Source organism: Mesorhizobium opportunistum WSM2075, assembly GCF_000176035.2.
Lineage (GTDB): Bacteria > Pseudomonadota > Alphaproteobacteria > Rhizobiales > Rhizobiaceae > Mesorhizobium > Mesorhizobium opportunistum.
This window is the reverse complement of sequence record NC_015675.1, coordinates 1,625,560-1,649,631: the sequence shown is the minus strand read 5'-3', so window position 1 is coordinate 1,649,631 and position 24,072 is coordinate 1,625,560. Positions and strand designations below refer to the sequence as shown.

Below are 24,072 nucleotides of genomic sequence, written 5' to 3'. Positions count from 1 at the left end.
CGCCTACTGCGCAAAAGTGACCAAAACGGTCCTTACGCCGTTCTTAGGCACGTCGAGCCGGCTGGCAAAGCCAAATCTTTCTCCCGACGCCAGCGAATGGCCGGATGTCCCCAACGTATAGCGGGTTGTGCGCCCGTCATTGCCGGTCACCCGGATCTCGAGCGGCGGCAGCTGTGCCGGCTTCGCGCCGTCATTGGCGGCCTCCCCATCGACGAACAGCACGGGATTGGGTCCGGAGGCGTCGACGCGAGAGGTGACGCCCGAAATCGTCAGCGCCGATGTTTGCCCACCGGAGAGAACCGGCGCCTGGCGCACCAGCGCGTGCCCGCCGGAGACCCAGAAGGCGGCAAGGGCAGCGGCGATGCCGGCGATCCAGAAGATCGGCCCGCCGCGCGAGGCCGGCGGCCGCTCCGCCGGCGCCTCGGGCTTGCGCAGCATGTCCATGCCCTCGATGGGCGGCGTGACGATCGCACGCGGCGGCGGTGAAACGTTTTCGACCGGGGGCCGCGACATCACCACATAGTCGGCATCGACGATCTCGGCCGCAGGACCGCGCATGAACCGGTCCGCCACGGCAACTGCCGGGGGATCGGTCATGATTTCGCCGGAAACCGGGCGCGCGGTTCGTTCGTCAGCCATCATGGCCCCAGCGTTGCAGCACGTGTTCGCTTTTCGTTTCTTTTGCGTAAACAAAAATGGTTAACGCTTCCCCACCGGAGCCCTTGTGACGAGCCGAAAGAACCCAGAAATTAACCGCCGGTTAACCATGCCGGCCGATGGTCTTTTCGCAGAACAGGCAGGTTCTGCGCTGCCCGGAAATTCAGGTCGTCGAAATTGATTCGCTTCGAAAATGTCGGCCTCCGCTATGGCATGGGTCCGGAAATCCTCCGCGACATTTCCCTGCATATACCGGAGCGCTCGTTCCAGTTCCTGAGCGGGCCGTCGGGCGCCGGGAAGACGACCTTGCTGCGCCTTCTGTTCATGTCGCTGAAGCCGACGCGCGGGTTGATCACCATCTTCGGCAAGGACCGCTCGCGCATCTCGCGCACCGAACTGCCGCATTTGCGGCGCCGTATCGGCGTGGTTTTCCAGGATTTTCGCCTGCTCGACCACATGACCACCTACGAGAACGTCGCGCTGCCGCTGCGCGTGCGCGGGCGCGAGGAAGCAAGCTACCGTACCGATGTCACCGAGCTGTTGAAATGGGTGGGGCTGGGCGAGCGCATGCATGTGCTGCCGCCGGTCCTGTCGGGCGGCGAGAAGCAGCGCGCCGCGATTGCGCGCGCGCTGATCGAACAGCCGGAGATCCTGCTCGCCGACGAGCCGACCGGCAATGTCGATCCGCCGCTGGCGCGGCGTCTGCTGCGGCTGTTCATCGAACTCAATCGGCTGGGCACCGCCGTGGTGATCGCGACCCACGATCTCGGCCTGATGGAACAGGTCGATGCACGCCGCATGATCCTGGCCGGCGGAAGGCTGGACATCTATGACTGATTTGTCCGTCGAACATCTCCACGAGCACGAGCAGGAAGCCGAAACGGCCGAGGCAAGGCCACGCGCCCAGCGCAAGATGGCGCCGATCGTGCCGGCGCAGAACATCGCCGGCCGCGCCCTGGTGCTGGTCATCGCCATCATGACCTTCCTGTCCTGCCTGACCTTCGGCGCGGTGACGCTGGTGCGTGATACGGCCTCGGTCTGGGAGAACCAGATCTCGCGTGAGGCGACGATCCAGGTCAAGCCGGCCGACGGCCTCGACATGGAGGCAGCGCTCACCCAGGCCTCGCAGATCGCCGGCGAGTTCCCCGGCGTGAAGTCGACGCGGATCATCGACCGCGAGGCGACCGCCAGGCTGCTGGAACCGTGGCTTGGTTCGGGCCTCAACATCGACGACCTTCCGGTACCGCGCCTGATCATCGTCACCATCGACGAGAACAACCCGCCCGATTTCGCCGCCATGCGCGCCGCGATCACGCCGAAGCTGCCGAGCGCCTCGCTCGACGATCACCGCACCTGGGTCGACCGGCTGGTGGCCATGGCCCGCACCACGGTGACGATCGGCATCGCCGTCTTGGCGCTGATGCTGTCGGCGACGGTGCTGACGGTCGTGTTCGCGACCCGCGGCGCCATGGCCGGCAACGGTCACATCATCGAGGTGCTGCATTTCGTCGGCGCCGAGGCGGCCTTCATCGCGCGCGAGTTCCGTCGGCATTTCCTGGTCACCGGCATGAAGGGCGCGGCCGCCGGCGGGGCGGCCGCGGTGCTCGTCTTCATCGTCTTTTCCTGGTGGTCGTCGCGCAACATGGCGACGCCGCAGGCCGACCAGGCCACTGCCCTGTTCGGCAATTTCGCCATCGGCTCGGCCGGCTATTTCGGCGTCGTGCTGATGGTGCTGGTGATCGGCGCACTGACGGCGGCAACCTCCCATGCCACCGTCGTCGCCTATCTCAGCGACATCGACGTCCGCCAACCCGACGCATGAAAAGGGAGCGTGTCTTTGGTTCGAGGGCGCGGGTGGAAACGAGGCGGATCACGGATGGAGAAACCGCGTAACGCAAAGTGCGTCTTTTACCTACCAAAGGCCGCATTTCGGGATTAACGATATGGCCATGGACGTGCGGGATTCGACCGGGACGGCTGGGCAGATGCCAGTGGTGGTTGCTCGTTCGCGCGACCACGGCAAGGTCAGCCGTTTAAAGGCCGCAATTCGGATCTCCGCGCTCTCCCTCCTCGTCCTCGCGACCTTGTTTGCCGGCGGCTTCGGCTGGTTCGCCAACAAGGTCAGCCATCTGACCACGCCTGCCAATCCGACCAAGGCCGATGCCATCATCGTTCTGACCGGTGGCCAGTCGCGCCTCGACGCGGCGATGGAATTGCTGGCATCCGGCAAGGGCGAGCGGCTGCTGATCAGCGGTGTGCATCCTTCCGCCAGCCGACGCCAGCTCCAGGCCGCTACCGGCGGTGACAAGAAGCTGTTTTCCTGCTGCGTCGACATCGACCGCGCCGCGCTCGACACGATCGGCAACGCCGAGCAAAGCGCCAAATGGGTGACAAACCATGCCTATGGCACGGTGATCCTGGTCACCAACAACTATCACATGCCGCGCAGCCTGCTGGAAATGGGCCGGCTGCTGCATGGCGCAAGGCTCGAGCCCTATCCGGTGGTCAATTCCAATCTCGACAATGGCGGCTGGCTGACCAAGCCGCGGGCGTTGCGGGTGCTGTTTACCGAATACACCAAATATCTGCTGGCGCTGGCGCGCGGCATCGTGCCGGTGAAGCCGACCCCAGACGGCATAGCGCTGGCCGAAACCGCGGCTGGCGGCTGAACCGGTATCAGCCCTCGGCGGCAGCCCCTGAAATTTCCTTGAGACGCGCGATCTCCTGTTCGAGCTGTTGAATGCGCCGGTCCCGCTCTCCAAGCGCTGCCGCGACATCGGCCGCCTCGAAGCGCTGCGGAATGTGCTGCGGGCAATTGGCGTCCCAGGCCGAAACGGTGAACAGGATGACTTGCTCGGGCCGCGCCTTGTAGTCGTGCGGCATCAGCCTCGCCATCAGCTCGGCATCGTTTTCGACGACGCGCGCCGTGCCCCAGATCTTGATGCGCTGGCGCAACATATAGTCGATCAGGAACAGGAAGGCCCTCGGATTGTCGGCAAGATTGCCCTGGGTGATGAATTGCCTGTTGCCGGAGAAATCCGCGAAGCCGATCGTCTTTTCGTCCAGCACCTTGAGAAAGCCGGCAGGCCCACCCCGGTGCTGGATATAGGGCTGGCCCTCGCCATTGGCCGTCGACAGGAAGACGCTGGTCTGCATCTCGATAAATGCGGCAAGGTCAGGCGTGATGACGCCCTGCCAACCGCCACGCTCCTCGACCCGCGCATAGGACTGGCGCGAGCCCTTGCGGGCCTGGATCGCCTTGACGGTCGGCGTGAAGGCGACATCGCTGGTGAAAGCATGTGCGTTCATCGAAACCTCCTTGATGTCTCCGGTCCAAGCACTTGAGAGACGGTGCTAAAGCCCGAGCTCCGACAATGTCGGGTGGTCGTCCGGACGGCGGCCGAGCGGCCAATGGTATTTGCGGTCGGCCTCGTCGATCGGCAGGTCGTTGATGCTGGCGATGCGCAGGCGCATCAGCCCATGTTCGTCGAACTCCCAATTCTCGTTGCCGTAGCTGCGGAACCACGAACCTGAGTCATCGTGCCATTCATAGGCGAAGCGCACGGCGATGCGGTTGCCGTGGAAGGCCCAAACCTCCTTGATCAGCCGGTAGTCGAGTTCGCGGCTCCATTTGCGGGTCAGGAAAGCCTGGATGGCATCGCGACCATGCAGGAATTCGGCGCGGTTGCGCCAGCGGCTGTCGGTCGTATAGGCGAGCGCGACCCGTGCCGGATCGCGGGAGTTCCACGCATCCTCGGCCATGCGCGCCTTCTGCGCTGCGGTCTCGGCGGTGAAGGGCGGAAGCGGCGGGCGGCTTTCAGACATGGGATTCCTCTGCGTCATGAAGAACGGGGCCCGGCTGACACCGCCGGCCCTGCCCTCATTCAGGCAGCATCGCGGGCGGAAACAACCGGAAAATCGATCGCGGTGCGGGCAACTTCGTTGATATAGTTGGTCCAGACGTTCAGGGCGACATGCTGAACAATCTCGATGATCTGCCCATCATCGTAGCCCGCCAGCCTTACAGCGGCGAGGTCTTCATCGCCGACATGTCCGCGGCTTTGCGCAACCTTGGCGGCAAAACGCACCGCCGCGGCCGCCTTGGGATCCGTGGAACCGCCATGGCGGTTGGCGATCATCTCGGCGTCGTCGAGCTTGGCGAGGTTCTTGCCGAGATAGCTGTGCGCGGACAGACAATAACTGCAGCCATTGATCTCGGCGACCGCCAGCGCGATGCGCTCACGCGTCGGCGCCGGCAGCCGGCCCTTGGCCAGCGCACCCGACATGCCGAGATAGCCTTCAAGCGCGGCTGGACTGTTGGCGACCATCCGAAACAGGTTCGGCACGACACCGAGCTGTTTTTCCACCGCCTGCAGCATGGGCTGCGCGGCTGCGGGAGCGGTGGCGATGGACGAAGGCGTGGCGATGCGGGGCATGGGAATTCCTCTGGATTTGCCCCTCCCATATGCATCCTTCCATCTTTCGGGTGTAGATGCCATAATTGCAATCCATCCTTCCAATTTCTGGAAAAACTATGGATCGCCTCGAAGCCATGTCCCTTTTCGTCGCAGCGGCCGAGTCCGGCAGCCTTTCCGCCGCGGCGCGTCATCTGGGCACTCCTCTGGCAACCGTCAGCCGCAAGGTCTCCGAACTGGAACGGCATCTCAAGACACGCTTGTTGAACCGGTCTACACGGCGGCTGACGCTGACCGATGCGGGCCATGCCTATCTTGCCGCCTGCCGTCGTATCCTGGAAGACGTCGGAGACGCCGAGCGTACCGCTGGTGGCGAGTACAGCGCACCGACAGGTGAGCTGATCATCACCGCGTCGATCGTTTTCGGCCGCCTCCATGTCCTGCCCGTCGTCACCGCGTTCCTCGCCGCTTACCCGCAGGTGGATATCCGCCTGACGCTCGGCGACAGAATAGCCCAATTGGCCGAGGACCATATCGACCTCGCCATCCGCATCGGCCGGCTGCCGGACTCGCGCATGGTCGCGACCAGGGTCGGTTCGATCCGGCATGTCGCCTGCGCAAGTCCGGCGTATCTGGCCGAGCACGGGGCGCCGAAAACCCCGAAAGACCTTGAAACGCATAGCTGCATCACCTTCGAGGGCCTAGGCTCACTCGCCACATGGACCTTTGCGGTGGACAAGTCTGATGTTCCTGTCCCTGTCCGTTCCAGGCTCCGCGTCAACACCGCCGAGGCGGCGATCGATGCGGCGACCGCGGGGGTCGGGATGACGCGTGTGCTCTCCTACCAGATCGTCGCCGCTGTACGCTCAGGGGCACTGCAGCCCGTACTCGAGGATTTCGAACCTGAGCCGTGGCCGGTAAACCTGGTGCACGCCGGCCAGGGCCGACTGCCGGTGAAACTGCGCGCCTTCCTGGACTTTGCCGGCCCGCGCCTCAGGGAACGTCTGGCGCAGGCGACCTGGTAGAATGAGCCGTATCGTACCGTTTCCTTTTTGCGCCTGCTTGGTGTAACCAACGCACACTTCCTCACCGGACCTCCCCCATGCTCTATGTCAGATCGCTGGCGTTCAACTTCGTCTTCTACGTCAATCTGATCGTCCAGATGATCCTCTGGACCCCCTACTATTTCCTGTCGCCCCGTCACCGCGCCTGGTTCGTGCCGAAATTCTGGTCGCGCACCTGCATGTGGCTCTACGACAAGATCGCCGGAACGAAGAACGACATCACCGGGCTGGAAAACCTGCCCGAGGGTTCCTTTATCCTGGCACCCAAGCACCAGTCGTTCTGGGACGCGATCGCCTTCTTCCCATTCCTCCAGGATCCGCTTTACATCCTCAAGCGCGAGCTGACCTGGATCCCTTTCTTCGGCTGGTACATCCTGAAGATGCGCATGATCCCGGTCGACCGCGGCAGCCGCTCCAAGGCCCTGAAGGCGGTGGTCGCGGCGACCAGGGAGGAACTGGCGCGCAACCCGCGCCAGCTGATCATCTATCCCGAAGGCACGCGCCGCGCGCCGGGCGACGAGCCGGCCTACAAATACGGCATCGTCGAAATCTATGCGCAGCTTGGCGTTCCGGTGGTACCGGTTGCCCATGTCGCTGGCCTCTATTGGCCGCGCCGCAAGTTCCTGCGCTATCCCGGCACCATCAAGGCGCGCTTCCTGCCGCCAATCCCGCCTGGCCTGGGCAAGGACGAATTCATGGCGCGGCTGATCGGCGACACGGAAGCCGCCTGCGACCAGCTCCTCATCGAAGCCTCCCAAGCGCCGAATCCGCCGGCCTTGCCGCCGACAGCGGTGAAGCGGCTGCGGGAGCTCGGCGCGAAATCCTGAGCTTTGCTGCCAGGCAATCAGCCGAACACAGCCAGCACCGTGGTCAGCACCAGCGTCGCGGCGAAGACCAGATTGATGACCCGGGATGCCACCGGCCGGCGCAGAAAGCGCGCGAATGCCGCGCCCGCGAGCAGCCACACGGCATGGATGACAATGATCATCGCCGCCAGGACCGTCAGCTTCAACGATAGGCCAAGCTCAGCGGCGCCTTGCTTTGGAGCGGCGCCGGCAAACACGGCCGCGATCGCCACATAGGCTTTTGGATTGGCTATCGCCAGGAGAAACCCGGCCAGCCATGCCGGGCGCGACGTCTCGGCGGCATGGGCCGCCAGCGGCGGGGCGGTGGCGATCCTGAACGCGAGATAGAGGATATAGGCGGCGGACGCGACCGCCAGCACCGGCGCCAACCTTGGCATCGAGGTCAGCGCCGCCATCACCCCGGTCGCCACGACCAGCAGCACGGCGACGGTGCCAAGCACGATCCCGCAGGTGTAGCGCAGCGAGTGGCGCAGGCCGAAGGCGGCACCGACGGCGGTGACGCTTATCGTCGCCGGCCCCGGGCTGCCCATGACGACAGTGGCGGCAAGCACCAGCGCGAGCAGCTGAGGCCAAAGCTCCGGCTGCGAAACAAGTGGTCCGGCCATCCGATCCTCTATCCTGCCCCGTGCGAAGGACGGTATGGCGGGCGATGCGGATCGTCTTGGACGTTCGTGCGCCGGTGGTTGCCGGAAGCTTCAGCCGCTCGCTTTGTCGAGTTCGGCCATGTCGTCCGCCGTCAGTTTCAGCGATACTGCCCTGATCAGGCTATCCATCTGGTCAGGCTTGGTCGCACTGGCGATCGGTGCGGTGATACCGGGCCGCGCGATCACCCAGGCAAGCGCCACTTCCGCCTGCTTGGCGGAATGCCTTGATGACACCGCGTCGAGTGCCGCAAGGATGCGCATGCCTCGCGCATTCAAATAGCTGCCGACATCCTCGCCGCGCTCGCTTTGGCCAAGATCTGCCTCACTGCGGTATTTGCCGCTCAGAAAACCCTTGGCCAGGCTGAAATAGGTGATGACGCCGATATCCTCGGCCACGCAGAGATCGTGCAGCGGGCCGTCGAAGGACGAGCGATCGTAGAGATTGTATTCCGGCTGCAGCACTTCGTAGCGCGGCAGGCTGCGCAGGCTCGCCACGTCGAGAGCGGCACGCAACTGGCCGGCGTCGAGGTTCGAGCAGCCGACATGACGGACCTTGCCTTTGGCGAGCAGCTTTTCGTAGGCGCCAAGTGTTTCCTCATAAGGCGTGGCCGGATCCGGCCAGTGCGACAGATAAAGGTCGATGACTTCGGTCTGCAGGCGCTTCAGCGACGCATCGACGGCCTTCTCGATATAGGCGGCGGAAAGATCCTTGTGACCCTGCCCCATATCCGAGCCGACCTTGGTCACCACGATCACCTTGTCGCGATTGCCGCGGTCTTTCATCCATTTGCCGATGATGGTTTCCGATTCGCCGCCCTTGTGACCGGGCACCCAGCGCGAATAGGCGTCCGCCGTATCGATCGCGTTCAGGCCAGCGCCGACGAAGCGGTCGAGCAGGTCGAACGAAGTCTTTTCGTCCGCGGTCCAGCCGAAGACATTGCCACCCAGAACCAGCGGCGCGATGGAAAGGTCGGTGCGACCGAGACGGCGTTTCTGCAAGACGGATCTCCGTGATTGGCAGGGCGGATGCCGCCCGTTGGCTGGGTTCGCAGCCTAACCTAGGTCTCGCGGCTTCGGGGTCAAAGGCCTGGCCGCCTTTTCCGCAGAGCCAACGCTTCACAAAGGCGCTATCTCCCGCGCCACCTCTTCCAGCCAGTGATCGCGAATGCCGAGTGCTTCCAGGTGCTTCAGCGTGCTGAGGACATAATCCTCGTTGTCGCCGGACTGGCCGGCCGCGCCCCGCACCACCGCTGCCGCATCCGCCGCGTCGAGCGCGCCGGCATATTGCTCATGCTTGCGGTCGACGACATAGGCCACCGCTTCGACTGTCCCGCCACCATCGAGGCGAACCTTCAGCGTCCGCTCGAGATAGACGCTGGTGACGAGCTCCCGCTCGCGCAGATAGGCAATGACCTCGTCGCGCAGTTCGCCAGGGACGCGGAACGCCAGGCCGACGCAGGAACCGCCATGGTCGAGGCCGAGCACCAGTCCGGGCCGCTGGCGCGTGCCGCGATGCACGAAGGAATAGACACAAAGCGAGCGCCGGTAGCCGTGCAGGTGGGCCCGTCGTGTCTCGACATGCGCGAAACCGGGCCGCCAGATCAGCGAACCATAGCCAAACACCCAAAAATCGCCCATATCGCCGCGCCTGATTGTAAAAAGAATGACAATGCCGCACCGGAAACCGGTGTTTTTTCCGTCCGTCCCCGTCTACCTATTCGTCAATATCTACCTGGTGTTGTCGGAATCGAAGGTCCGTCCACGATACCCATTGCGTTAATGAGAGCCAAAGCATGACGTCAAGTGACGAACGCCAACCAAAATCCCGCCGCGGCCTGTTCTGGCTTGTGGCGTTTATCGTTGTGCTGTTCGCCATCTACAGCGCCGGCTGGTTCTATCTGGCCAACAGGGTCAGGACCGAGGCCGACAAGGCGGTTGCCACGCTCAACAAGAGCGGCATCGAGGCCGGTTGCGCCAATCTCCAGGTCAGCGGCTATCCCCTGAACTTCACGGTCTCCTGCGACAATCTCGCCTACGAGGACGATGCCAAGAACATTGCCGCCTCCGCCGGCTCCTTCAATGCCGTCGCCCAGATCGTCCAGCCCTTGTCGCCGGTCGCCAGTCTACGCGGTCCGCTCAGGACTTCCGTCCCGGGCATGATGCCGCTGTGGATCGACTGGGACAACCTGCAGGCCAATGTCAAATTGTGGTATCCGCTGCCGCACCGCATATCGCTGCAGGCCGAAGGCCTGTCGGGCCAGACCGATCCGGCCGACGACACCGATCCTGTCGAACTGTTCAGCGCCGGCAAGGCATCGGGCCAATTGCAGCCGAATGGCGGGGATCTCGACTATGCCGGCAGTTTTGGCGATCTGGAGATCGACGCCGACGCGATCGGTGGCCGCGTGCTGCCGGCGCTCGATGCAAGCGGCGACGTCACGCTGAACAACGGCGTTGCGCTGGTCGGCACGCAGGTGAAAAGCCTGCGCGGCCAGAGCATCGAGATCCGCAACCTCGATTTGTCGTCGGGGACAGCGCGCGTCACCCTTTCCGGGCCGCTGTCGGTCGATGCCGAAGGCCTGGTCAATGCCGATCTGATGATCAGGATCAAGGACCCCAAGGCCGTGGCAACCATTCTGGCCGGCGCCATACCCGAGCAGAAGAACGCGATCGAACAGGGTTTCGCAGCACTCGCCATGCTCGGCAGCGAACCGTCGATGCCGCTGAAGGTCGTCAAGGGCAAGGCCTCGCTCGGCTTCATTCCGCTGGGCAAGCTCAAGCCTGTCAATTAAGCATTCCGGCATGGACCAACCGGCAAAGCTTCTGAGCGTCGGCGCGCTGACGCTCGATACCATTCTTCGGGTCGACACCCTCCCCGCGCATCAGGGAAAATTCATCGCCTCCGACGGCGTCCAGATCGCCTCCGGCATGGCCACGAGCGCTGCCTGCGCCGCGCATCGCCTCGGCGCGGAAGTGTCGCTGTGGGCGAGCGCCGGCGATGATCCGGTCGGCGATCAGCTGATTGCCGGGATCGAGGCCGAGGGCGTCGATTGCACCCATGTCCGCCGCGTCAGCGGCGCGCGGTCGGCGCTGGCTTCGATCCTGGTCGACGCACATGGCGAACGCATCATCGTGCCGTTCTACGACAGCAAGGCCCAGGCCGATCCCGATGCGTTGCCGGTCGCCGACCTCTCCGCGTTCGATGCCGTGCTGGCCGACGTGCGCTGGCCGGGCGCGGCGGCACTTGCCCTGAAGGCCGCCCGCGCCGCCGGCCGTCCGGCCATCCTCGATGCCGACACAGCGCCGCTGGCGGTGCTGGAGCAGCTGTTGCCGCTGGCCTCGCACATCGTCGCCTCCGAGCCGGCGGTCCGCATCATTTGCGGCCAGGCGCTGGATCTGGAGACCGCTTGCGCCGATCTTGCCTCCCGCACCGATGCCTTTGTCGCGGTGACCGCCGGTGCGTCCGGAACATGGTGGTCCGATCGTGCGAGCAGAGGCATCCGCCATGTCGAGACGCCGAGAATAAAGGCGGTCGACACGCTGGCCGCCGGCGATGTCTTTCACGGCGCCTTTGCCGTCGGGCTGGCGGAAGCCATGCCAGCCGAGCAGGCCTTGCGCTTTGCCAGTGCCGCCGCCGCGCTCAAATGCCTGCGCTTCGGCGGCAGGCTCGGCGCGCCAAACCGGGCCGAGACACTGGCGATGGTCGCCGCGACCTGGCCTGAACAGGCTTAGCTTTTTGCGGGATGCTCGACCGCCTGGCGGCCGAAATCGGGCGCGTCGATATCCTGGCCGGCCTCGATGATCGAGCGGCGCACGGCGCGCGTGCGGGTGAACAGGTCGAAGAGCTTGTCGCCGTCGCCCCAGCGGATCGCCCGCTGCAGGAACGCCAAATCTTCCGAGAACCGCGCCAGCATTTCGAGAATGGCGTCCTTGTTGTGCAGGCAGACGTCCCGCCACATGGTCGGGTCGGAGGCGGCGAGGCGCGTGAAGTCGCGAAAACCGGAGGCGGAATATTTGATTACTTCCGTCTTGGTCACCGATTCCAGATCGTCGGCGGTACCGACGATGTTGTAGGCGATGATGTGCGGCAAATGCGAGACGATGGCCAGCGTCATGTCGTGATGCTGGGGGTCCATCGTGTCGATGTTGGCGCCGCAGCGGCGCCAGAATTCCGACAGCTTCTCCATTGCGTCCGGATCGGTATCCGGCAGCGGCGTGAAAATGCACCAGCGATTGTCGAACAGGTCGGCAAACCCGGCGTCCGGCCCCGATTTTTCGGTACCGGCCAGCGGGTGTCCGGGAATGAAGTGGACGCCATCAGGCACATGCGGCTGCATCTGCGCGATGACAGAGGCCTTGGTCGAGCCGACATCGGTGAGGATCGCGCCCTTTTTCAGCGCCGGCGCGATTTCCTCGGCGACCGCGCCCGATGAGCCGACGGGTACCGAGACGATGACCAGATCGGCGTCGCGAACAGCTTCTTTCGCATCCGTGGTGTAGGAGGAGCCGAGCCCAAGCTCTTCAGCTCGCGCCAGTGTCGCGGCGCTGCGGGTCGAGATGGCGACATGGCTGGCAAGACCCTCGCGGCGAATGACGCGGGCCAGCGACGAGCCGATCAGGCCGATGCCGACCAGCGCGATCTTTTCAAACATCGGTGATGTCATGGTGTTTCCAGCTCTGGGCGTTCCAGCTTTTCAGGCGTTCTGGCTTTTCGGCGTTCTAGCTTTTCAGGAATGTCGTGAGCGCGGCGACAACGCCGCGATTGGCCTCTTCGGTGCCGACGGTCATGCGCAGCGCGTTGGGAAAGCCGTAGCCGGAAACGCGCCGCAAAATATAGCCGCGCGCCGTCAGGTAGTCGTCGGCCGCCGCCGCGGAATGCTTCTGGTCGTCGGGAAAATGGATGAGGATGAAATTGCCGACGCTGGGCGTCACCCGCAGCCCAAGTCCGGTCATCTCCTGGCTCAGCCAGGCGAGCCAGGTCTCGTTATGCGCCACGCTGCGCTCGACATGGGCACGGTCTCGGATCGCCGCGATGCCGGCCTCGATCGCAGTCGCATTGACGTTGAAAGGGCCGCGCACGCGGTTGATCGCATCGACGATATGCATCGGCCCGTACATCCAGCCGAGCCGCGCCCCGCCGAGGCCGATCTTGGAGAAGGTGCGCGTCATCACCACGTTCTCGGTGCTGCCGACCAGCTCGATGCCCGCCTCGTAGTCGTTGCGCCGGACATATTCGGCATAGGCCGCGTCGAGCACCAGAAGCACATTGCGCGGCAGGCCGGCATGCAGCCGGCGCACCTCCTGGAACGGCACATAGGTGCCGGTCGGATTGTTCGGATTGGCGAGGAACACGATCTTCGTGCGCGGCGTAATTGCGGCCAGTATCGCATCGATGTCGGCGCGCTCGTCGGTCTCCTTGACCGCGATCGGCACGGCACCTGCCGACTGGATGTAGATCTTGTAGACCATGAAGGCGTGTTCGGTGAACACGGCCTCATCGCCCGGCGCGAGGTAGGTCTGCGCCAGCAGGCCAAGGATCTCGTCGGAACCGTTGGAGCAGATGATGTTCTGCGGGTTGAGGCCATGCACCTCGGCGATCGCCTCGCGCAGCCGCCTCGCCGTGCCATCGGGGTAGACGTCGAGCTTTCCCGCAACCTCCCGCGCGGCCTCGATCGCCTTCGGCGACGGACCGAGCGGGTTCTCGTTCGACGACAGCTTGTAGATCTTGGCGACCCCGGCTGGCGCCGTGCTCTTGCCGGGCACGTAGGCGTTTATGTCCATAATGCCCGCGCGCGGCGTTGGACGTGCCCGATCCGGTGTCTGGTTCATTTTTTGCAAAATCCGTCGAAATCGCCTCCACCTGGAGGCCGCTGCGGAAATACAAGCCATGGCCCGCAATGTCGAGAGGTGCCGGCGGCCGGCCCGGGACCGGCATTGACGGCGAGCCAGCCGAGTTCTAGAAGGACAGCGACAGTTCCGTGGTGATTTGGCCGGTCGGCTTGCAGCCACGTTAAACAATTCGCTAAAGGGCCGTTTGCGTGACGTAACCGGCTTTGCGAAGGCAATGCCGGTTTTTTGTTGTCCGCTGCCGGCCGGACGAACGCATCGGCGACGCGGAGATCGGCAGCGATTTCCGAGAAAAGCACGGTGCAACAAGAGAGAATTGATGGCCGCTCTGCGCGCAGGAAAGACCAACAGCGAGTTCGACAATCCGTCGAGCCCGGTGTTGCGTTTCGGGTCCGACAAGCCGCTCAAGCTCGACGCCGGCACGCTGCTGTCGCCGTTCCAGATCGCTTACCAGACCTATGGCACGCTGAATGATGCCCGCTCCAACGCCATCCTCGTCTGCCATGCGCTGACCGGCGACCAGCATGTCGCCAGCACCAATCCGGTGACCGGCAAGCCGGGCTGGTGGGAAGTCCTGATCGGCCCGGGCCGGATCATCGACACCAACCGTTTCTTCGTCATCTGCTCCAACGTCATCGGCGGCTGCCTGGGTTCGACCGGCCCGGCATCGACCAACCCAGCCACCGGCAAGCCCTACGGGCTCGATCTGCCGATCATCACCATCCGCGATATGGTGCGCGCGCAGCAGATGCTGATCGACCATTTCGGCATCGAGAAGCTATTCTGCGTGCTCGGCGGCTCGATGGGCGGCATGCAGGTGCTGGAATGGGCATCGAGCTATCCCGAGCGCGTCTTCTCGGCGCTGCCGATCGCCACTGGCGCGCGGCATTCCTCGCAGAACATCGCCTTCCATGAGGTCGGCCGGCAAGCCGTCATGGCCGACCCGGACTGGCATGGCGGCAAATATTTCGAGCACGGCAAGCGTCCGGAAAAGGGCCTGGCGGTGGCGCGCATGGCCGCCCACATCACCTATCTGTCGGAAGCCGCCCTGCACCGGAAATTCGGCCGCAACCTGCAGGATCGCGAAGCACTGACCTTCGGCTTCGACGCAGACTTCCAGATCGAGAGCTATCTGCGACACCAGGGCATGACCTTCGTCGACCGCTTCGACGCCAATTCCTATCTCTACATGACGCGGTCGATGGACTATTTCGACCTCGCCGCCGACCATGGCGGCCGGTTGGCGGACGCCTTTGCCGGCACCAAGACCCGGTTCTGCCTGGTGTCCTTCACCAGCGACTGGCTGTTTCCGACCGAGGAGAGCCGCTCGATCGTGCATGCGCTCAACGCGGCCGGCGCCTCGGTATCCTTCGTCGAGATCGAGACCGATCGCGGCCACGACGCCTTCCTGCTCGACGAACCGGAACTGTTCGCCGCCATCAACGGCTTCATCGGCTCGGCGGCAAGGGCGAGAGGGCTCAGCGCATGACCCCGAAAAGTTGCAGACTTTTCGGATCGGGATCATGCGCCAGGCAAGGGGCGACATCATGAGCGTCAACGGCAACCAGCGCGTCGACCTCGAGGTCGTCGCCAACCTGATCCCGCCGCAGTCGCGGGTGCTCGACGTCGGTTCGGGCGACGGTTCGCTGCTCGAATTGCTGCAGGACACCAAGCAGGTCGACGGCCGCGGTCTTGAGTTGTCGCAGCGTGGCGTCAACGAATGCGTGGCGCGCGGCCTCTCGGTCATCCAGGGCGATGCCGACAAGGATCTCGAATTCTATCCCGACAAGGGTTTTGACTTCGTCGTCCTGTCGCAGACCTTGCAGGCCACCCGCAACCCGAAGCTAGTGCTCGACGAATTGCTCCGGATCGGCAACCGGGCGATTGTGTCCTTCCCCAATTTCGGCCATTGGCGGGTGCGGCTGTCGCTGTTCGTCAAGGGCCGCATGCCGGTGACCTCGGACCTGCCCTATTCCTGGTACGACACGCCCAACATCCACTTCTGCACCATCCGCGACTTCGTCAATCTGTGCGAAGAGCTCGGCGCGACGGTGGAAAAGGCAACCGCGCTCGACGCCAACGGTCAGAAGATCGGCCTGTCGATGCCCTGGTGGTTCTGGAACTTCTTCGGCCAGCAGGCGGTGTTCCTGCTGAAACGATAAGGCACCACGCATCTAGTCCAGGACGTCGGTGGCCTTGTGCGGATGTTCGACACCGTCGACGAAGACGACGTCGGATTGCGAATTGTCGGTCCGCAGGGCGAGGATCGCCTGATAGGCCGGCGAGTTATACCAGCCGCGCACATGCTCCCTGTCGGGGAATTCGATGACGATGAGGTGACCCTGCCAGTCGTTCTCTATCACCTCGACATCGCTGCCATGGACCAGGAACCGGCCGCCGAAGGGCTCCAGCGTGGCATCGATCTTGTGCAGATATTCGACAATCTGCGGACCCATTGTAGCTTGGCGCATATGGGCAACGGCGTAGGCGGTCATGATCTTACTCCCTTCGGATCGAAGCCGATCAGCAGGCCTCGCTAGAGCATGATGCCGAAAGGTGTGAAGCGGCCTTCGGATCATGCTCCGTCTCTAGGACAATCTGCCCAAGCTCCGGCGGCGATGCGATTACGTCTGACGTAAAGGAATGCATGCAATTCCGCTCCGGGTTTGGCCATCTTCGCAAGATTGATTCCCGGGAGGACTGATTCGCGGAAGACTGATTCACGGGAAGACTGGAGGGCGACGGTGTTGCATTTGAACCGCGCGCCGCACCAATTCGTCGTCTCGCGCGCGATTGTACCGTTGCACGACGCGTGACAGGAGCGGCTGTTTTTTATAGCTTCCGCCAAACACGACCGAGGAGTCACGGAGGGGGGAGTCCGATCCATTCGACCATCCTGAAGATCGATAGACCGGACAGGAAGCGCACATTTGCGCGGGAAGCGGCTGACGCGCCATGACCGCGAAAACGGAGCGCTCTCCCCTCATCACGGTCATCACGCCGACCCACAATCGACGCGACAAAGTGTTGCGCGCCGTCGAAAGCGTGCTTTCCCAGAGCATGCCTAGGCTTGAGCATATCGTCGTCGACGACGGCTCCACCGATGGTACGGAGGCGGCGCTGGCCCGTATTCGCGATCCGCGGCTGATCTATGTCGGCGCGAAATGGCGGGGCGCCAACGCCGCCAGGAATGCTGGCATCGAGCGGGCGCGGGCGCCGGTGGTGACCTTCCTTGATTCGGACGACGTCTACTTGCCGCATCGGGTCGAACGGACCTTGAAATGGTTTGATGACAATCCGGCGCTTCAGGTGCTGCTCTCTTCATACGTTTCCCTGAAGGGAAACCGAGCCACCAACAGCGTCAACCGGACTGCTTTTCTGAGCCCATCAATGCTGGAGCGAGCGGTGGTGGCACAGACGGCCTTCGTCGCCGGCTCTGCGATAACGGCCCGTCGCGACGCCTTGCTGGCGATCGGCGGCTACGACAGCGACATCACCCGGATGCAGGATCGGGAATTGTTGCTGCGCCTGGCAAGACGCTTCGGCGCGCAATTGTCCAGGGATATCGACTGGACGAAGCACAGTTCGCAGAATTCGATTTCTGGCCGCAAGGCGGGTTACGTCGAAGCCTATGCGGACCTGATGGGCAAACATCCGCATATCGCACGCTGCTACCCTCACGTCCCGCCCTTCATGATCACGCGGCAGATCATCGCCGATCTTCTCAAAGGCCGGATACCCGAGGCCTTCGCAGGCTACATGGCTAACCGCTCGTCGGAAGCGCTTGGCTATTCATTGCCGGAACTGATCAATGGCTACGTCCATGGCCGGCGTTGGCGTCGCGATCTCTACGATGAAGTTCGCGACTAATTTGCTGCGGCGCCGGCGCGGCCGACGATCTACCGGTCGAGTTCCGGGAAATACGGATCAGACAGGAACCGCCTGTCCCGCTCGCCTTGCAGGCAGTCGATCGGTGCATCCGTCTCGATGGGGGTGACCTTGGCCTTGTCCTGAATGCCGCTCACTTCGAGGATCAGCTTGCGCCGGATCGCCGTCGAGAACTCCGCGGACGCATAAATCGGCAGCACGAAGGAACCAGGCCCGCCGGTCACGCACTGCGCATAATACTGGTCGAGATGGCTGAAGGTCGGCGACGGCTTGATCAGGATCGGCAGACCGTTGATGATTATGCCCTTGGCAATGGCCGCGTCGCGCGTGGCGGTGACCGGCGGCCCGATATTGTTGGGACCGTCGCCCGATATGTCGATGACGCTGCGTTCGCCGGCGAAATCCATCCTGTCGAACAGCCCGGCGCCGAAGGCGAGCGCGGTCGAAATCGAGGTGCCGCGAAAACTCCGGAACGGGCGCGCCGCGACCTTGTCGGCAAAGCGGTTGGCGCTCTCGGCGCTGTCGATGACCTGCCAGTTGATGACCGCGTCATCGCGCACCGTGCCGGCCCATTCGAAATAAGCAATCGCGATCCGGCCTGTATTGCCGGAACGGACAGCCTGGATGAAGTCGGGATGCCGCAGCGCTTCGACATAGCCGGCGCGTTGCAGGGCGAACTCCGTCTCGTCCATCGATAAGGAGATGTCGACCGCCAGCACCAGCTCGACGTCGACGGCCAATGCCTCCGGTGGCGAGCCGACGGGAGTTGCCTGGGTGCAGGCAAGGCAAGCAAGCAGGCGCAGCGCATCAAGCATGGCCAATGCCAGGTTGTTTCTGCAGGAAATCTTCCATTGCGATCACGGCAAAATAAGGTTTTGCCCCCGCAACCGGAGAAAACGCCTATTTTTTGCGATGAGCCGCTACCGGCGGCGGTTCGATCGCGCCGGCCCTGACATGGACAGGCTTCAGCGCCGGCGCGTCGGGATCCTTGACGATCGTCAAGCCGCGCGGAAAGAATTGGTTGTTGTGCTGGCCGCGCCCGATGTTGATGATCGCGGTTCCCTTCAGGTGCTTTTCCAGCATTGCCAGCACACGCCGCAGCGACGGGCCGTCGAATGCGTCCATCGCTTCGTCGATGATCACCCATTTCGGCTGCCGCAAGGCGAGCCTGGCCACGCCCAGCAAGCGCTGTTCGTCATCGCCCAGCTCATGGTCCCAGCGCCCGACACGGTCGAGCGACCCCGACAGCCGTTCAAGACCGACCTCGGCCAATACAGCCGAAATCTCGGCATCACTCGCCGGCGCATGCCCGTTTGCGTGGTTGAGCACCTCGCGCAACGTGCCGGCCGGCAAGTACGGGACACGCGGCACGAAGATGAGGGTTTCTCCAGCCGGCAGGCCGATCTTTCCGCTGCCCCAGGGCCAAAGCCCGGCAATGGCGCGGAAGAACAGCGTCTTGCCGGCACCTGGTTCGCCGGTGATCATGACGCGCTCGCCGGGGCGGATTTCGACATGCTGGTCGGAGAGTTTGGTGCAGCCTTCCGGCGAGGCCACTTGGAGCTTCTCGAACGTCAGGCTGCCATTGGCATTTTGATCGAAGGCGATACGCTTTTCGGTGTCGTGCAGCACATCGGTTTCATAGAGCGCGATGCGGAAGTCGGCGACGCGCATCAGCGTGGCGCGCCAGTCGGCGATGCTGCCGATGTTGTTGATGAACCATCGCAACGAAGAATGGACCTGGTTGAAGGCACCGACCGCCATCATCAGCCCGCCAAAGCTGATATCGCCCGAGAAATAGACCGGTGAGGCAACCAGGATCGGCGCCACCACCGTGATCCAGCCATAGGTGTCGGTCACCCAGGACAGGTTGATCTGGGCGGTATAGATGCGCCGCATGGCGCCCAGCACCGTGCCGAGGTCGAGTTCGAGCCGTCGCTTGGCATCGGCTTCGCCATGGTAAAGCGCGATGGCATCGACATTCTCGTTGACGCGCACCATCGAGGACCGCAGCTCCGCCTCTCGTGTGTAGCGGTCGCTGTTGAGGCGGATCAGCGGCCGTCCGACCAGCCAGCTCAGCCAGGAAGCCGTGCCGGCATAGAGGAAGGCCGCCCAGACCATGTAGCCCGGTATGGCCAGCGACCAGCCGTTGACGTGGAAGACGAAGCCCGACGACAATTGCCACAGCACACCGACGAAGGACACCAGCAGGATCAGCGACTGTAAGAGACCGACGCCGAGATCGGTCGACAGGTCCGAGAGATGCGCGGCATCCTGCTGCATGCGCTGGTCGGGATTGACGCCGATGGCGCCGGCATTGGCGAGCCTGAAGGCACGCGTCGGCCGCATCCACTGGTCGATCAGGTCCAGCGTCAGCGCCTCGCGCAGCTTCAGCCGGATCATCTGATTGAGCCAGGTCTGACCAATATTGAGCACCAGAAGCCCGCCGGCGATCATCGCAAAGACGACGAGCTGATGCACGAAGGCCGCCATGTCGCGGCGCGCGAGCGCGTCGTAGAAGGGTTGGTTCCAGCGATTGAGCAGGACCTGGCCGATCGATGTCGCGATGATGACGGCCATGATGCCGACAGACGTCCACAGCAACCATTTGCGAACCGGCGACCCCACCAGTGCCAGCCTGATCGTCGCCACCTGGTCGCGCAGGCTGCTGGCTTCGACGGCAACGAGCTGGACCGTGGCGTCCTTTTCCGGTTGATCAGCCATATCGGAGGTCCCTAACGTTCAGAAGCGGTGCTGAAACCGGATGAAGAGAACAAGCGGCATTCGCCATATCGATCTGGCTGCGAATTCACCACGACAGATAGGTTGGGAAATGCCGCACGGTGCAAATTTCCGCCATGATCACGAAGGTTTCACCTGGCGGGCCGACGCATTGCCCTCGGCCCGGCGGCCGAGCCGCGTCGCGCCATGCGGCGACAGCACCGGCACGAAGACGCGGCGAGACGCGCGCTGCGCCACCGGCACGCCTTGATAGAGCCGTTTCTGCGCCTCGACGACGATGACGCCGGAAAAGATCGGCCATAGCCGCCGGCCGGCGCGCTCCAGCACATTGTGGAAGCGCATCATGAAGCGCCGCCGTGACGGCGGGAAGAACAGCGCATCCGACCAGGCCGCCGGCGTGAAATTCGCCTCGCGCAATAGTTCCGTGAGCTGCCCGCGCGAGAAGGGTCGCCCATTGCCGAACGGCGTATGCTCGAAACGCGCCCAGACGCCGCGCCGGTTCGGCACGACGATGACGACGCGCCCGGCGGGCGACAGCACCCGCCAGATCTCGTTCAGCGTCTCGCGCGGATTCTCGACATGTTCGAGCGAATGGACGAGCAGCATGCGGTCGATGCAGGAATCGACCAGCGGCAGTTCCTCGTCGAAAACCAGGGCTGTCGCGGTCGGCCCCGTGGTCGGCCAGACGACGGCGCCCTGCGTCGCCGGCATGAAGGCAAAGACCCGCTCGGCGTCGGAGCCGAATCGCTCCAGCCAGGGTAATGTGTAGCCGAGGCCGACCAGCCGCTCATTCGGGACAGTGGCCCATATCGACGACAGCGCCATGGTGATCGAGTGCTCGGCGAACCGGCCGAGCGTTGTCGAATAGAAGGAGCGAAGATCGACGATGTCGGAATGCATGTCAGGGATGTAGCCGTGATATCGGCCGGATTCAACAAAGGCCCGAGGCGACCGACACATCCCCCGAGTGATACCCGTCATCTCCGGGAGTGACACTTGTCATCTCCGGGAGTGACACCCGTCATCTCCGGGAGCGACAGTTGTCATCCCCGGGATGACATCCGCGCGCCGGCGCCCTATGTCTGCGGCGACAGATGGAGAGATGCAATGCCGGTCGAAATCGAACAGTTCATGTGCCGCAGCGACAATTTCGGCGTGCTGGTGCATGACCCCGAAAGCGGCCAGACCGCGATCATCGATGCGCCCGAGGAAGCGCCGATCCTGGCCGCGGTCAAGCGCACCGGCTGGACGCCGACGATGATCCTGACCACGCACCACCACATGGATCACGTCGAGGCCAATCTGGCGTTGAAGGAACGCTTCAAGCTGCGCATCGTCGGCCCGGAAGCGGAAAAGGCCAAGATCCCCGGCATCGACGAAACCGTCGAAGAGAGCTCGGTCCTGCATCTCGGCGAGGAACGCATCGAGGTGATCGCGACCCCCGGCCACACCGCCGGCCATGTCTCCTATCACCTGCCGGCATCGAAAGTTGCGTTCACCGCCGACACCCTGTTCGCTCTGGGCTGCGGTCGGCTGTTCGAGTGCAAGCCGCCGGTGATGTATGGCTCGCTGAAGAAGCTTGCGGCACTTCCCGCCGCCACGGTCATCTACTGCGGCCACGAATACACCCTCGCCAACGCGCGTTTCGCGCTGACCGTCGACCCGACCAACTCGGCATTGAGGGAGCGCGCCGCCAGGATCGAGGCGCTGCGGGCCGACAACAAGCCGACGCTGCCGACGACGATCGGCGAGGAACTGTCGACCAATCCTTTCCTGCGCTGGCACGATCCGGCAATCCGCAAGCATCTCGGCATGGAAAAGGCCGGCGATGCCGAGGTGTTCGCCGAGATCCGCAAGCGCAAGGACAACTTCTGAGCGCCGCGCTAGCATGACCAGCTCCGCGGAAATCATCGCAACGCTCGGCCTGAAACCGCATCCGGAAGGCGGCTGGTACGCCGAGACCTTTCGCGACGACGCCGGCGGCGCGCGCGGCCATTCGACCGCCATCTATTTCCTGCTGGAACAGCACCAGGTCTCGGCTTGGCACCGGGTCAAGGACGCCGCCGAGGTCTGGCATTTCTACGCCGGCGCGCCGCTGGCATTGTCGATGTGGGAAGAAGGCAGTGCCGTTATCGAGCAGGTGCTCGGCATCGAACTCACGGCGGGCGAACGGCCGCAGGTCGTCGTGTCGGCGGGCTGCTGGCAATCGGCGCGCAGCCTGGGCGAATGGACGCTGGTCGGCTGCACCGTGGCGCCGGGGTTCGATTTCGCCGCCTTCGAACTGGCCGCGCCGGGCTGGCAGCCTACCCCAGCAGGAAGCCCAGCGTGATCGCGACCTGAGCTGCGTAGTACAGCACCCACACCGCCAAGCGCATCCAGGCGCGATGCGGCGAGATGGCAGCGACCAGGAATTTTTCCGTGGCGAGCAAAGCGTCCGACGCCATGAACAGCACGGCGCCGCCGATTACCCAGGCGCTGCTCGTCGTCAGCGCCGACAGGCCCATCGCCAGGATCGCCACGACATAGATAGCGATCGGAATGCGCAGGCCTGGGCCGACCCGGCGCCATAACGCCGCCAGCATGACGATCACGAATACCGCCATCGCCAGCGCGATCGCGCCGCGCCAGGATTCGGCGCCGAGAACACCCAATCCGCCGCCACTGCGCAGGAACAGCGCGACATAGACGATGTGGGCGATGAGAAAGCTCGTCAGCCCGCCCAGAAACGCCTTCTCTCCCTCGCGCGACAGGAAGGCGTCGCCGACCGCGCTGAGCGCAAGGGCGGCCACCAGTAGCGGCGGGCCGCCTTGCAGCGCCGAAAGCACGGCGAGCATCGCCACGGCGAGCGTCTTTGCCGCCGAACGGGCGAGCGATGGTGGCATGCCGAGCGTGAAGGCGTAGATGACCGCGGCCACCAGCGAAAAGATCAGCGTTGCATTGGCGTTAGCGTCGATGCCGCCGGCAAACGGCATCGTCATGCCCGGGCTCCGGTTTTGGATGCCCCGGCTCCGGTTTCGGATGCCCGGGCTCCGGTTTCGGATGCCCCGGCCTCGCTTTGGGCTGCTGCCGGCTTGCGCAGGAACAGCGATTTTGCCGCCAGTGCGGCCCCGCCGGTGATGAGCACGCAAGCGGCGAGGATGCGCAGCGACGGTTCGGCGACACCCGCCGCGATCAGCACCAGCGTCGACAGCAGCGGCGCCGCATAGCTCGCGGCGCCCAGCACCTGGATGTTGCCGCGCTTGACGCCGATGTCCCAGGCGTAGAAGGCGGCGCCCACCGGCATCAGGCCAAGCCCGAGCACGGCGAGCCACTGGCCGGCGCCGTCAGGCAGCACCGTTTGTTCCAACAGGAGATGGCAGGCAAGCGACAGCAACGCCGTAGCCGCGCAGAACCAGGTGACGATCGAGGTCGGCACCGACGGAAAACGCCGCGACAGAAGCGAATAGGACGACCACAAGACGGCGCAGACGGCGGCCATGGCATAGCCGAAGGCGTAGCGCGCGTCGAAGGCCAGCCCGCCGCCCTTGGTGACGATCAGCACCGTGCCGGCAAAGCCAAGCAGCGCGCCGACGACATGGTTCCACGCCAGTTTTTCGCCCGGCATCAGCGCCGAACCGAGCACGATCAGCAGCGGCCACAGATAGGCGATCAGGCTCGCCTCGACGGCAGGCGCGTTACGCAGCGCGGTGAAGTAGAAGAAATGGTAGCCGAACAGGCCGGCAATGCCGATCAGCCAGACCTGCGGCGGTATTTTCTGGCTTTTATCCGCGGCCGGCATGAAAAGGCGCGCGACAAGCCCGACTCCGGTGCCGATCGAGAAGGTGATCGCCGACAACAGGAACGGCGGCACCTTTCCGGACGCGTCGGTGAGCAACGCCAAAAGCGCCCACATGGCGACCGCCGAAAAGCCGATCAGTGTTGCGCGCGCCATTCCGTCTCCAGTGGCGCGCCC

27 protein-coding genes and 1 riboswitch are annotated in these 24,072 nt (G+C 64.0%); of the genes, 12 read left to right on the top strand and 15 right to left on the bottom strand.

Annotated features, from left to right (window positions below; all coding sequences use genetic code 11):
- Positions 1-3: 3 nt before the first annotated feature.
- Entirely contained in the window at positions 4-642 is a 639-nt protein-coding gene (locus MESOP_RS07885) for a hypothetical protein (protein ID WP_013892809.1), read from the bottom strand.
- A gap of 192 nt (positions 643-834) precedes the next feature.
- Between MESOP_RS07885 and ftsE the strand changes: the two genes are divergently transcribed.
- The 3 genes from ftsE (at position 835) to MESOP_RS07870 (ending at position 3,326) form a co-directional block, all read left to right on the top strand.
- Positions 835-1,494: a cell division ATP-binding protein FtsE gene (ftsE, locus tag MESOP_RS07880; RefSeq protein WP_010911739.1), complete on the top strand. Its 660-nt coding sequence runs from the start codon at positions 835-837 to the stop codon at positions 1,492-1,494.
- Positions 1,487-2,479, top strand: a complete 993-nt coding sequence (locus MESOP_RS07875; RefSeq protein WP_013892808.1) for a cell division protein FtsX — start codon at positions 1,487-1,489, stop codon at positions 2,477-2,479. Before ftsE ends, MESOP_RS07875 begins: the two co-directional genes overlap by 8 nt.
- Positions 2,480-2,600: 121 nt before the next feature.
- Positions 2,601-3,326: a YdcF family protein gene (locus MESOP_RS07870; RefSeq protein ID WP_013892807.1), complete on the top strand. Its 726-nt coding sequence runs from the start codon at positions 2,601-2,603 to the stop codon at positions 3,324-3,326.
- Positions 3,327-3,333: 7 nt separating this feature from the next.
- On the opposite strand, the gene MESOP_RS07865 is transcribed toward MESOP_RS07870, so the two are convergent.
- The 3 genes from MESOP_RS07865 to MESOP_RS07855 are packed head-to-tail and all read right to left on the bottom strand — an operon-like array spanning position 3,334 to position 5,093.
- Positions 3,334-3,966, bottom strand: coding sequence for a pyridoxamine 5'-phosphate oxidase family protein (locus MESOP_RS07865; RefSeq protein WP_013892806.1), 633 nt, complete (start codon positions 3,964-3,966; stop codon positions 3,334-3,336).
- Between the two features lie 45 nt (positions 3,967-4,011).
- A complete protein-coding gene (locus tag MESOP_RS07860) occupies positions 4,012-4,482 on the bottom strand; it encodes a nuclear transport factor 2 family protein (RefSeq protein ID WP_013892805.1) in 471 nt (156 codons plus the stop codon).
- A 59-nt stretch (positions 4,483-4,541) separates the two neighbouring features.
- Positions 4,542-5,093, bottom strand: a complete 552-nt coding sequence (locus MESOP_RS07855) for a carboxymuconolactone decarboxylase family protein (RefSeq protein WP_013892804.1) — start codon at positions 5,091-5,093, stop codon at positions 4,542-4,544.
- A 98-nt stretch (positions 5,094-5,191) separates the two neighbouring features.
- Between MESOP_RS07855 and MESOP_RS07850 the strand changes: the two genes are divergently transcribed.
- Both MESOP_RS07850 and MESOP_RS07845 read left to right on the top strand, forming a co-directional pair.
- Positions 5,192-6,097 (top strand): LysR family transcriptional regulator, encoded by a 906-nt coding sequence (locus tag MESOP_RS07850; RefSeq protein WP_013892803.1) that lies wholly within the window; start codon positions 5,192-5,194, stop codon positions 6,095-6,097.
- A 77-nt stretch (positions 6,098-6,174) separates the two neighbouring features.
- On the top strand, positions 6,175-6,963 hold the full coding sequence (locus tag MESOP_RS07845; RefSeq protein WP_013892802.1) for a lysophospholipid acyltransferase family protein: 789 nt from the start codon (positions 6,175-6,177) through the stop codon (positions 6,961-6,963).
- 17 nt (positions 6,964-6,980) lie between these two features.
- Here MESOP_RS07845 and MESOP_RS07840 read toward each other — a convergent pair whose 3' ends face one another.
- From MESOP_RS07840 to MESOP_RS07830, 3 genes are all read right to left on the bottom strand, one after another.
- Complete coding sequence (locus MESOP_RS07840) at positions 6,981-7,607, bottom strand: LysE family translocator (protein ID WP_013892801.1); 627 nt, start codon at positions 7,605-7,607, stop codon at positions 6,981-6,983.
- Positions 7,608-7,697: 90 nt separating this feature from the next.
- Positions 7,698-8,645, bottom strand: a complete 948-nt coding sequence (locus MESOP_RS07835) for an aldo/keto reductase (RefSeq protein WP_013892800.1) — start codon at positions 8,643-8,645, stop codon at positions 7,698-7,700.
- 117 nt (positions 8,646-8,762) lie between these two features.
- On the bottom strand, positions 8,763-9,284 hold the full coding sequence (locus tag MESOP_RS07830) for a gamma-glutamylcyclotransferase (RefSeq protein WP_013892799.1): 522 nt from the start codon (positions 9,282-9,284) through the stop codon (positions 8,763-8,765).
- Between the two features lie 155 nt (positions 9,285-9,439).
- Between MESOP_RS07830 and MESOP_RS07825 the strand changes: the two genes are divergently transcribed.
- Together MESOP_RS07825 and MESOP_RS07820 are read left to right on the top strand one after the other, a co-directional pair.
- A complete protein-coding gene (locus MESOP_RS07825) occupies positions 9,440-10,438 on the top strand; it encodes a DUF2125 domain-containing protein (RefSeq protein ID WP_013892798.1) in 999 nt (332 codons plus the stop codon).
- Between the two features lie 10 nt (positions 10,439-10,448).
- Complete coding sequence (locus MESOP_RS07820; RefSeq protein WP_013892797.1) at positions 10,449-11,378, top strand: sugar kinase; 930 nt, start codon at positions 10,449-10,451, stop codon at positions 11,376-11,378.
- Here the strand turns inward: MESOP_RS07820 and MESOP_RS07815 are convergent.
- Together MESOP_RS07815 and hisC are read right to left on the bottom strand one after the other, a co-directional pair.
- Positions 11,375-12,310, bottom strand: a complete 936-nt coding sequence (locus MESOP_RS07815; protein ID WP_013892796.1) for a prephenate/arogenate dehydrogenase family protein — start codon at positions 12,308-12,310, stop codon at positions 11,375-11,377. The genes MESOP_RS07820 and MESOP_RS07815 overlap by 4 nt on opposite strands.
- A 55-nt stretch (positions 12,311-12,365) precedes the next feature.
- Positions 12,366-13,475, bottom strand: a complete 1,110-nt coding sequence (hisC, locus tag MESOP_RS07810) for a histidinol-phosphate transaminase (protein WP_013892795.1) — start codon at positions 13,473-13,475, stop codon at positions 12,366-12,368.
- A gap of 139 nt (positions 13,476-13,614) precedes the next feature.
- A riboswitch (SAM riboswitch) is annotated at positions 13,615-13,692 on the top strand.
- A 120-nt stretch (positions 13,693-13,812) separates the two neighbouring features.
- On the opposite strand from hisC, the gene metX reads away from it, so the two are divergent.
- The gene (metX, locus tag MESOP_RS07805; RefSeq protein WP_013892794.1) at positions 13,813-14,982 is read left to right on the top strand and encodes a homoserine O-acetyltransferase MetX; all 1,170 of its coding nucleotides are present in this window, start codon (positions 13,813-13,815) and stop codon (positions 14,980-14,982) included.
- A 58-nt stretch (positions 14,983-15,040) separates the two neighbouring features.
- The gene (metW, locus tag MESOP_RS07800) at positions 15,041-15,655 is read left to right on the top strand and encodes a methionine biosynthesis protein MetW (RefSeq protein WP_041164566.1); all 615 of its coding nucleotides are present in this window, start codon (positions 15,041-15,043) and stop codon (positions 15,653-15,655) included.
- 12 nt (positions 15,656-15,667) lie between these two features.
- On the opposite strand, the gene MESOP_RS07795 is transcribed toward metW, so the two are convergent.
- Entirely contained in the window at positions 15,668-15,988 is a 321-nt protein-coding gene (locus MESOP_RS07795) for a DUF1330 domain-containing protein (protein WP_013892792.1), read from the bottom strand.
- Between the two features lie 460 nt (positions 15,989-16,448).
- On the opposite strand from MESOP_RS07795, the gene MESOP_RS07790 reads away from it, so the two are divergent.
- Positions 16,449-17,363, top strand: coding sequence for a glycosyltransferase family 2 protein (locus tag MESOP_RS07790; RefSeq protein WP_013892791.1), 915 nt, complete (start codon positions 16,449-16,451; stop codon positions 17,361-17,363).
- Between the two features lie 29 nt (positions 17,364-17,392).
- Here the strand turns inward: MESOP_RS07790 and MESOP_RS07785 are convergent, their stop codons facing one another.
- The 3 genes from MESOP_RS07785 to MESOP_RS07775 form a co-directional block, all read right to left on the bottom strand.
- The gene (locus tag MESOP_RS07785; protein WP_013892790.1) at positions 17,393-18,196 is read right to left on the bottom strand and encodes a DUF1194 domain-containing protein; all 804 of its coding nucleotides are present in this window, start codon (positions 18,194-18,196) and stop codon (positions 17,393-17,395) included.
- Between the two features lie 85 nt (positions 18,197-18,281).
- Positions 18,282-20,102 (bottom strand): ABC transporter ATP-binding protein/permease, encoded by a 1,821-nt coding sequence (locus MESOP_RS07780; protein WP_013892789.1) that lies wholly within the window; start codon positions 20,100-20,102, stop codon positions 18,282-18,284.
- A 138-nt stretch (positions 20,103-20,240) separates the two neighbouring features.
- On the bottom strand, positions 20,241-21,020 hold the full coding sequence (locus tag MESOP_RS07775) for a class I SAM-dependent methyltransferase (RefSeq protein ID WP_041164028.1): 780 nt from the start codon (positions 21,018-21,020) through the stop codon (positions 20,241-20,243).
- Positions 21,021-21,227: 207 nt separating this feature from the next.
- Between MESOP_RS07775 and gloB the strand changes: the two genes are divergently transcribed.
- Together gloB and MESOP_RS07765 are read left to right on the top strand one after the other, a co-directional pair.
- A complete protein-coding gene (gloB, locus tag MESOP_RS07770) occupies positions 21,228-21,995 on the top strand; it encodes a hydroxyacylglutathione hydrolase (RefSeq protein WP_013892787.1) in 768 nt (255 codons plus the stop codon).
- A 13-nt stretch (positions 21,996-22,008) separates the two neighbouring features.
- Positions 22,009-22,449 carry a cupin domain-containing protein gene (locus tag MESOP_RS07765; protein WP_013892786.1) on the top strand — a complete coding sequence of 147 codons (441 nt, stop codon included), beginning with the start codon at positions 22,009-22,011 and terminating at the stop codon, positions 22,447-22,449.
- Here MESOP_RS07765 and MESOP_RS07760 read toward each other — a convergent pair.
- The gene (locus MESOP_RS07760; protein WP_013892785.1) at positions 22,424-23,098 is read right to left on the bottom strand and encodes a lysoplasmalogenase family protein; all 675 of its coding nucleotides are present in this window, start codon (positions 23,096-23,098) and stop codon (positions 22,424-22,426) included. The genes MESOP_RS07765 and MESOP_RS07760 overlap by 26 nt on opposite strands.
- Complete coding sequence (yddG, locus tag MESOP_RS07755; RefSeq protein WP_013892784.1) at positions 23,095-24,051, bottom strand: aromatic amino acid exporter YddG; 957 nt, start codon at positions 24,049-24,051, stop codon at positions 23,095-23,097. The genes MESOP_RS07760 and yddG overlap by 4 nt, the downstream gene beginning before the upstream one ends.
- Between the last annotated feature and the right edge of the window lie 21 nt (positions 24,052-24,072).

Bases quoted from the DNA above. Each gene is read 5' to 3' on its own strand.
- MESOP_RS07820 (WP_013892797.1), top strand. From the start codon at position 10,449: ATGGACCAACCGGCAAAGCTTCTGAGCGTCGGCGCGCTGACGCTCGAT.
- MESOP_RS07790 (WP_013892791.1), top strand. From the start codon at position 16,449: ATGACCGCGAAAACGGAGCGCTCTCCCCTCATCACGGTCATCACGCCG.
- MESOP_RS07775 (WP_041164028.1), bottom strand. From the start codon at position 21,020: ATGCATTCCGACATCGTCGATCTTCGCTCCTTCTATTCGACAACGCTC.
- MESOP_RS07885 (WP_013892809.1), bottom strand. From the start codon at position 642: ATGATGGCTGACGAACGAACCGCGCGCCCGGTTTCCGGCGAAATCATG.
- MESOP_RS07875 (WP_013892808.1), top strand. From the start codon at position 1,487: ATGACTGATTTGTCCGTCGAACATCTCCACGAGCACGAGCAGGAAGCC.
- MESOP_RS07865 (WP_013892806.1), bottom strand. From the start codon at position 3,966: ATGAACGCACATGCTTTCACCAGCGATGTCGCCTTCACGCCGACCGTC.
- MESOP_RS07795 (WP_013892792.1), bottom strand. From the start codon at position 15,988: ATGACCGCCTACGCCGTTGCCCATATGCGCCAAGCTACAATGGGTCCG.
- gloB (WP_013892787.1), top strand. From the start codon at position 21,228: ATGCCGGTCGAAATCGAACAGTTCATGTGCCGCAGCGACAATTTCGGC.
- MESOP_RS07785 (WP_013892790.1), bottom strand. From the start codon at position 18,196: ATGCTTGATGCGCTGCGCCTGCTTGCTTGCCTTGCCTGCACCCAGGCA.
- yddG (WP_013892784.1), bottom strand. From the start codon at position 24,051: ATGGCGCGCGCAACACTGATCGGCTTTTCGGCGGTCGCCATGTGGGCG.
- MESOP_RS07845 (WP_013892802.1), top strand. From the start codon at position 6,175: ATGCTCTATGTCAGATCGCTGGCGTTCAACTTCGTCTTCTACGTCAAT.
- MESOP_RS07830 (WP_013892799.1), bottom strand. From the start codon at position 9,284: ATGGGCGATTTTTGGGTGTTTGGCTATGGTTCGCTGATCTGGCGGCCC.
- MESOP_RS07765 (WP_013892786.1), top strand. From the start codon at position 22,009: ATGACCAGCTCCGCGGAAATCATCGCAACGCTCGGCCTGAAACCGCAT.
- MESOP_RS07850 (WP_013892803.1), top strand. From the start codon at position 5,192: ATGGATCGCCTCGAAGCCATGTCCCTTTTCGTCGCAGCGGCCGAGTCC.
- MESOP_RS07825 (WP_013892798.1), top strand. From the start codon at position 9,440: ATGACGTCAAGTGACGAACGCCAACCAAAATCCCGCCGCGGCCTGTTC.
- MESOP_RS07760 (WP_013892785.1), bottom strand. From the start codon at position 23,098: ATGACGATGCCGTTTGCCGGCGGCATCGACGCTAACGCCAATGCAACG.
- hisC (WP_013892795.1), bottom strand. From the start codon at position 13,475: ATGAACCAGACACCGGATCGGGCACGTCCAACGCCGCGCGCGGGCATT.
- MESOP_RS07840 (WP_013892801.1), bottom strand. From the start codon at position 7,607: ATGGCCGGACCACTTGTTTCGCAGCCGGAGCTTTGGCCTCAGCTGCTC.
- MESOP_RS07815 (WP_013892796.1), bottom strand. From the start codon at position 12,310: ATGACATCACCGATGTTTGAAAAGATCGCGCTGGTCGGCATCGGCCTG.
- MESOP_RS07860 (WP_013892805.1), bottom strand. From the start codon at position 4,482: ATGTCTGAAAGCCGCCCGCCGCTTCCGCCCTTCACCGCCGAGACCGCA.
- MESOP_RS07855 (WP_013892804.1), bottom strand. From the start codon at position 5,093: ATGCCCCGCATCGCCACGCCTTCGTCCATCGCCACCGCTCCCGCAGCC.
- metW (WP_041164566.1), top strand. From the start codon at position 15,041: ATGAGCGTCAACGGCAACCAGCGCGTCGACCTCGAGGTCGTCGCCAAC.
- MESOP_RS07780 (WP_013892789.1), bottom strand. From the start codon at position 20,102: ATGGCTGATCAACCGGAAAAGGACGCCACGGTCCAGCTCGTTGCCGTC.
- MESOP_RS07870 (WP_013892807.1), top strand. From the start codon at position 2,601: ATGGCCATGGACGTGCGGGATTCGACCGGGACGGCTGGGCAGATGCCA.
- metX (WP_013892794.1), top strand. From the start codon at position 13,813: ATGGCCGCTCTGCGCGCAGGAAAGACCAACAGCGAGTTCGACAATCCG.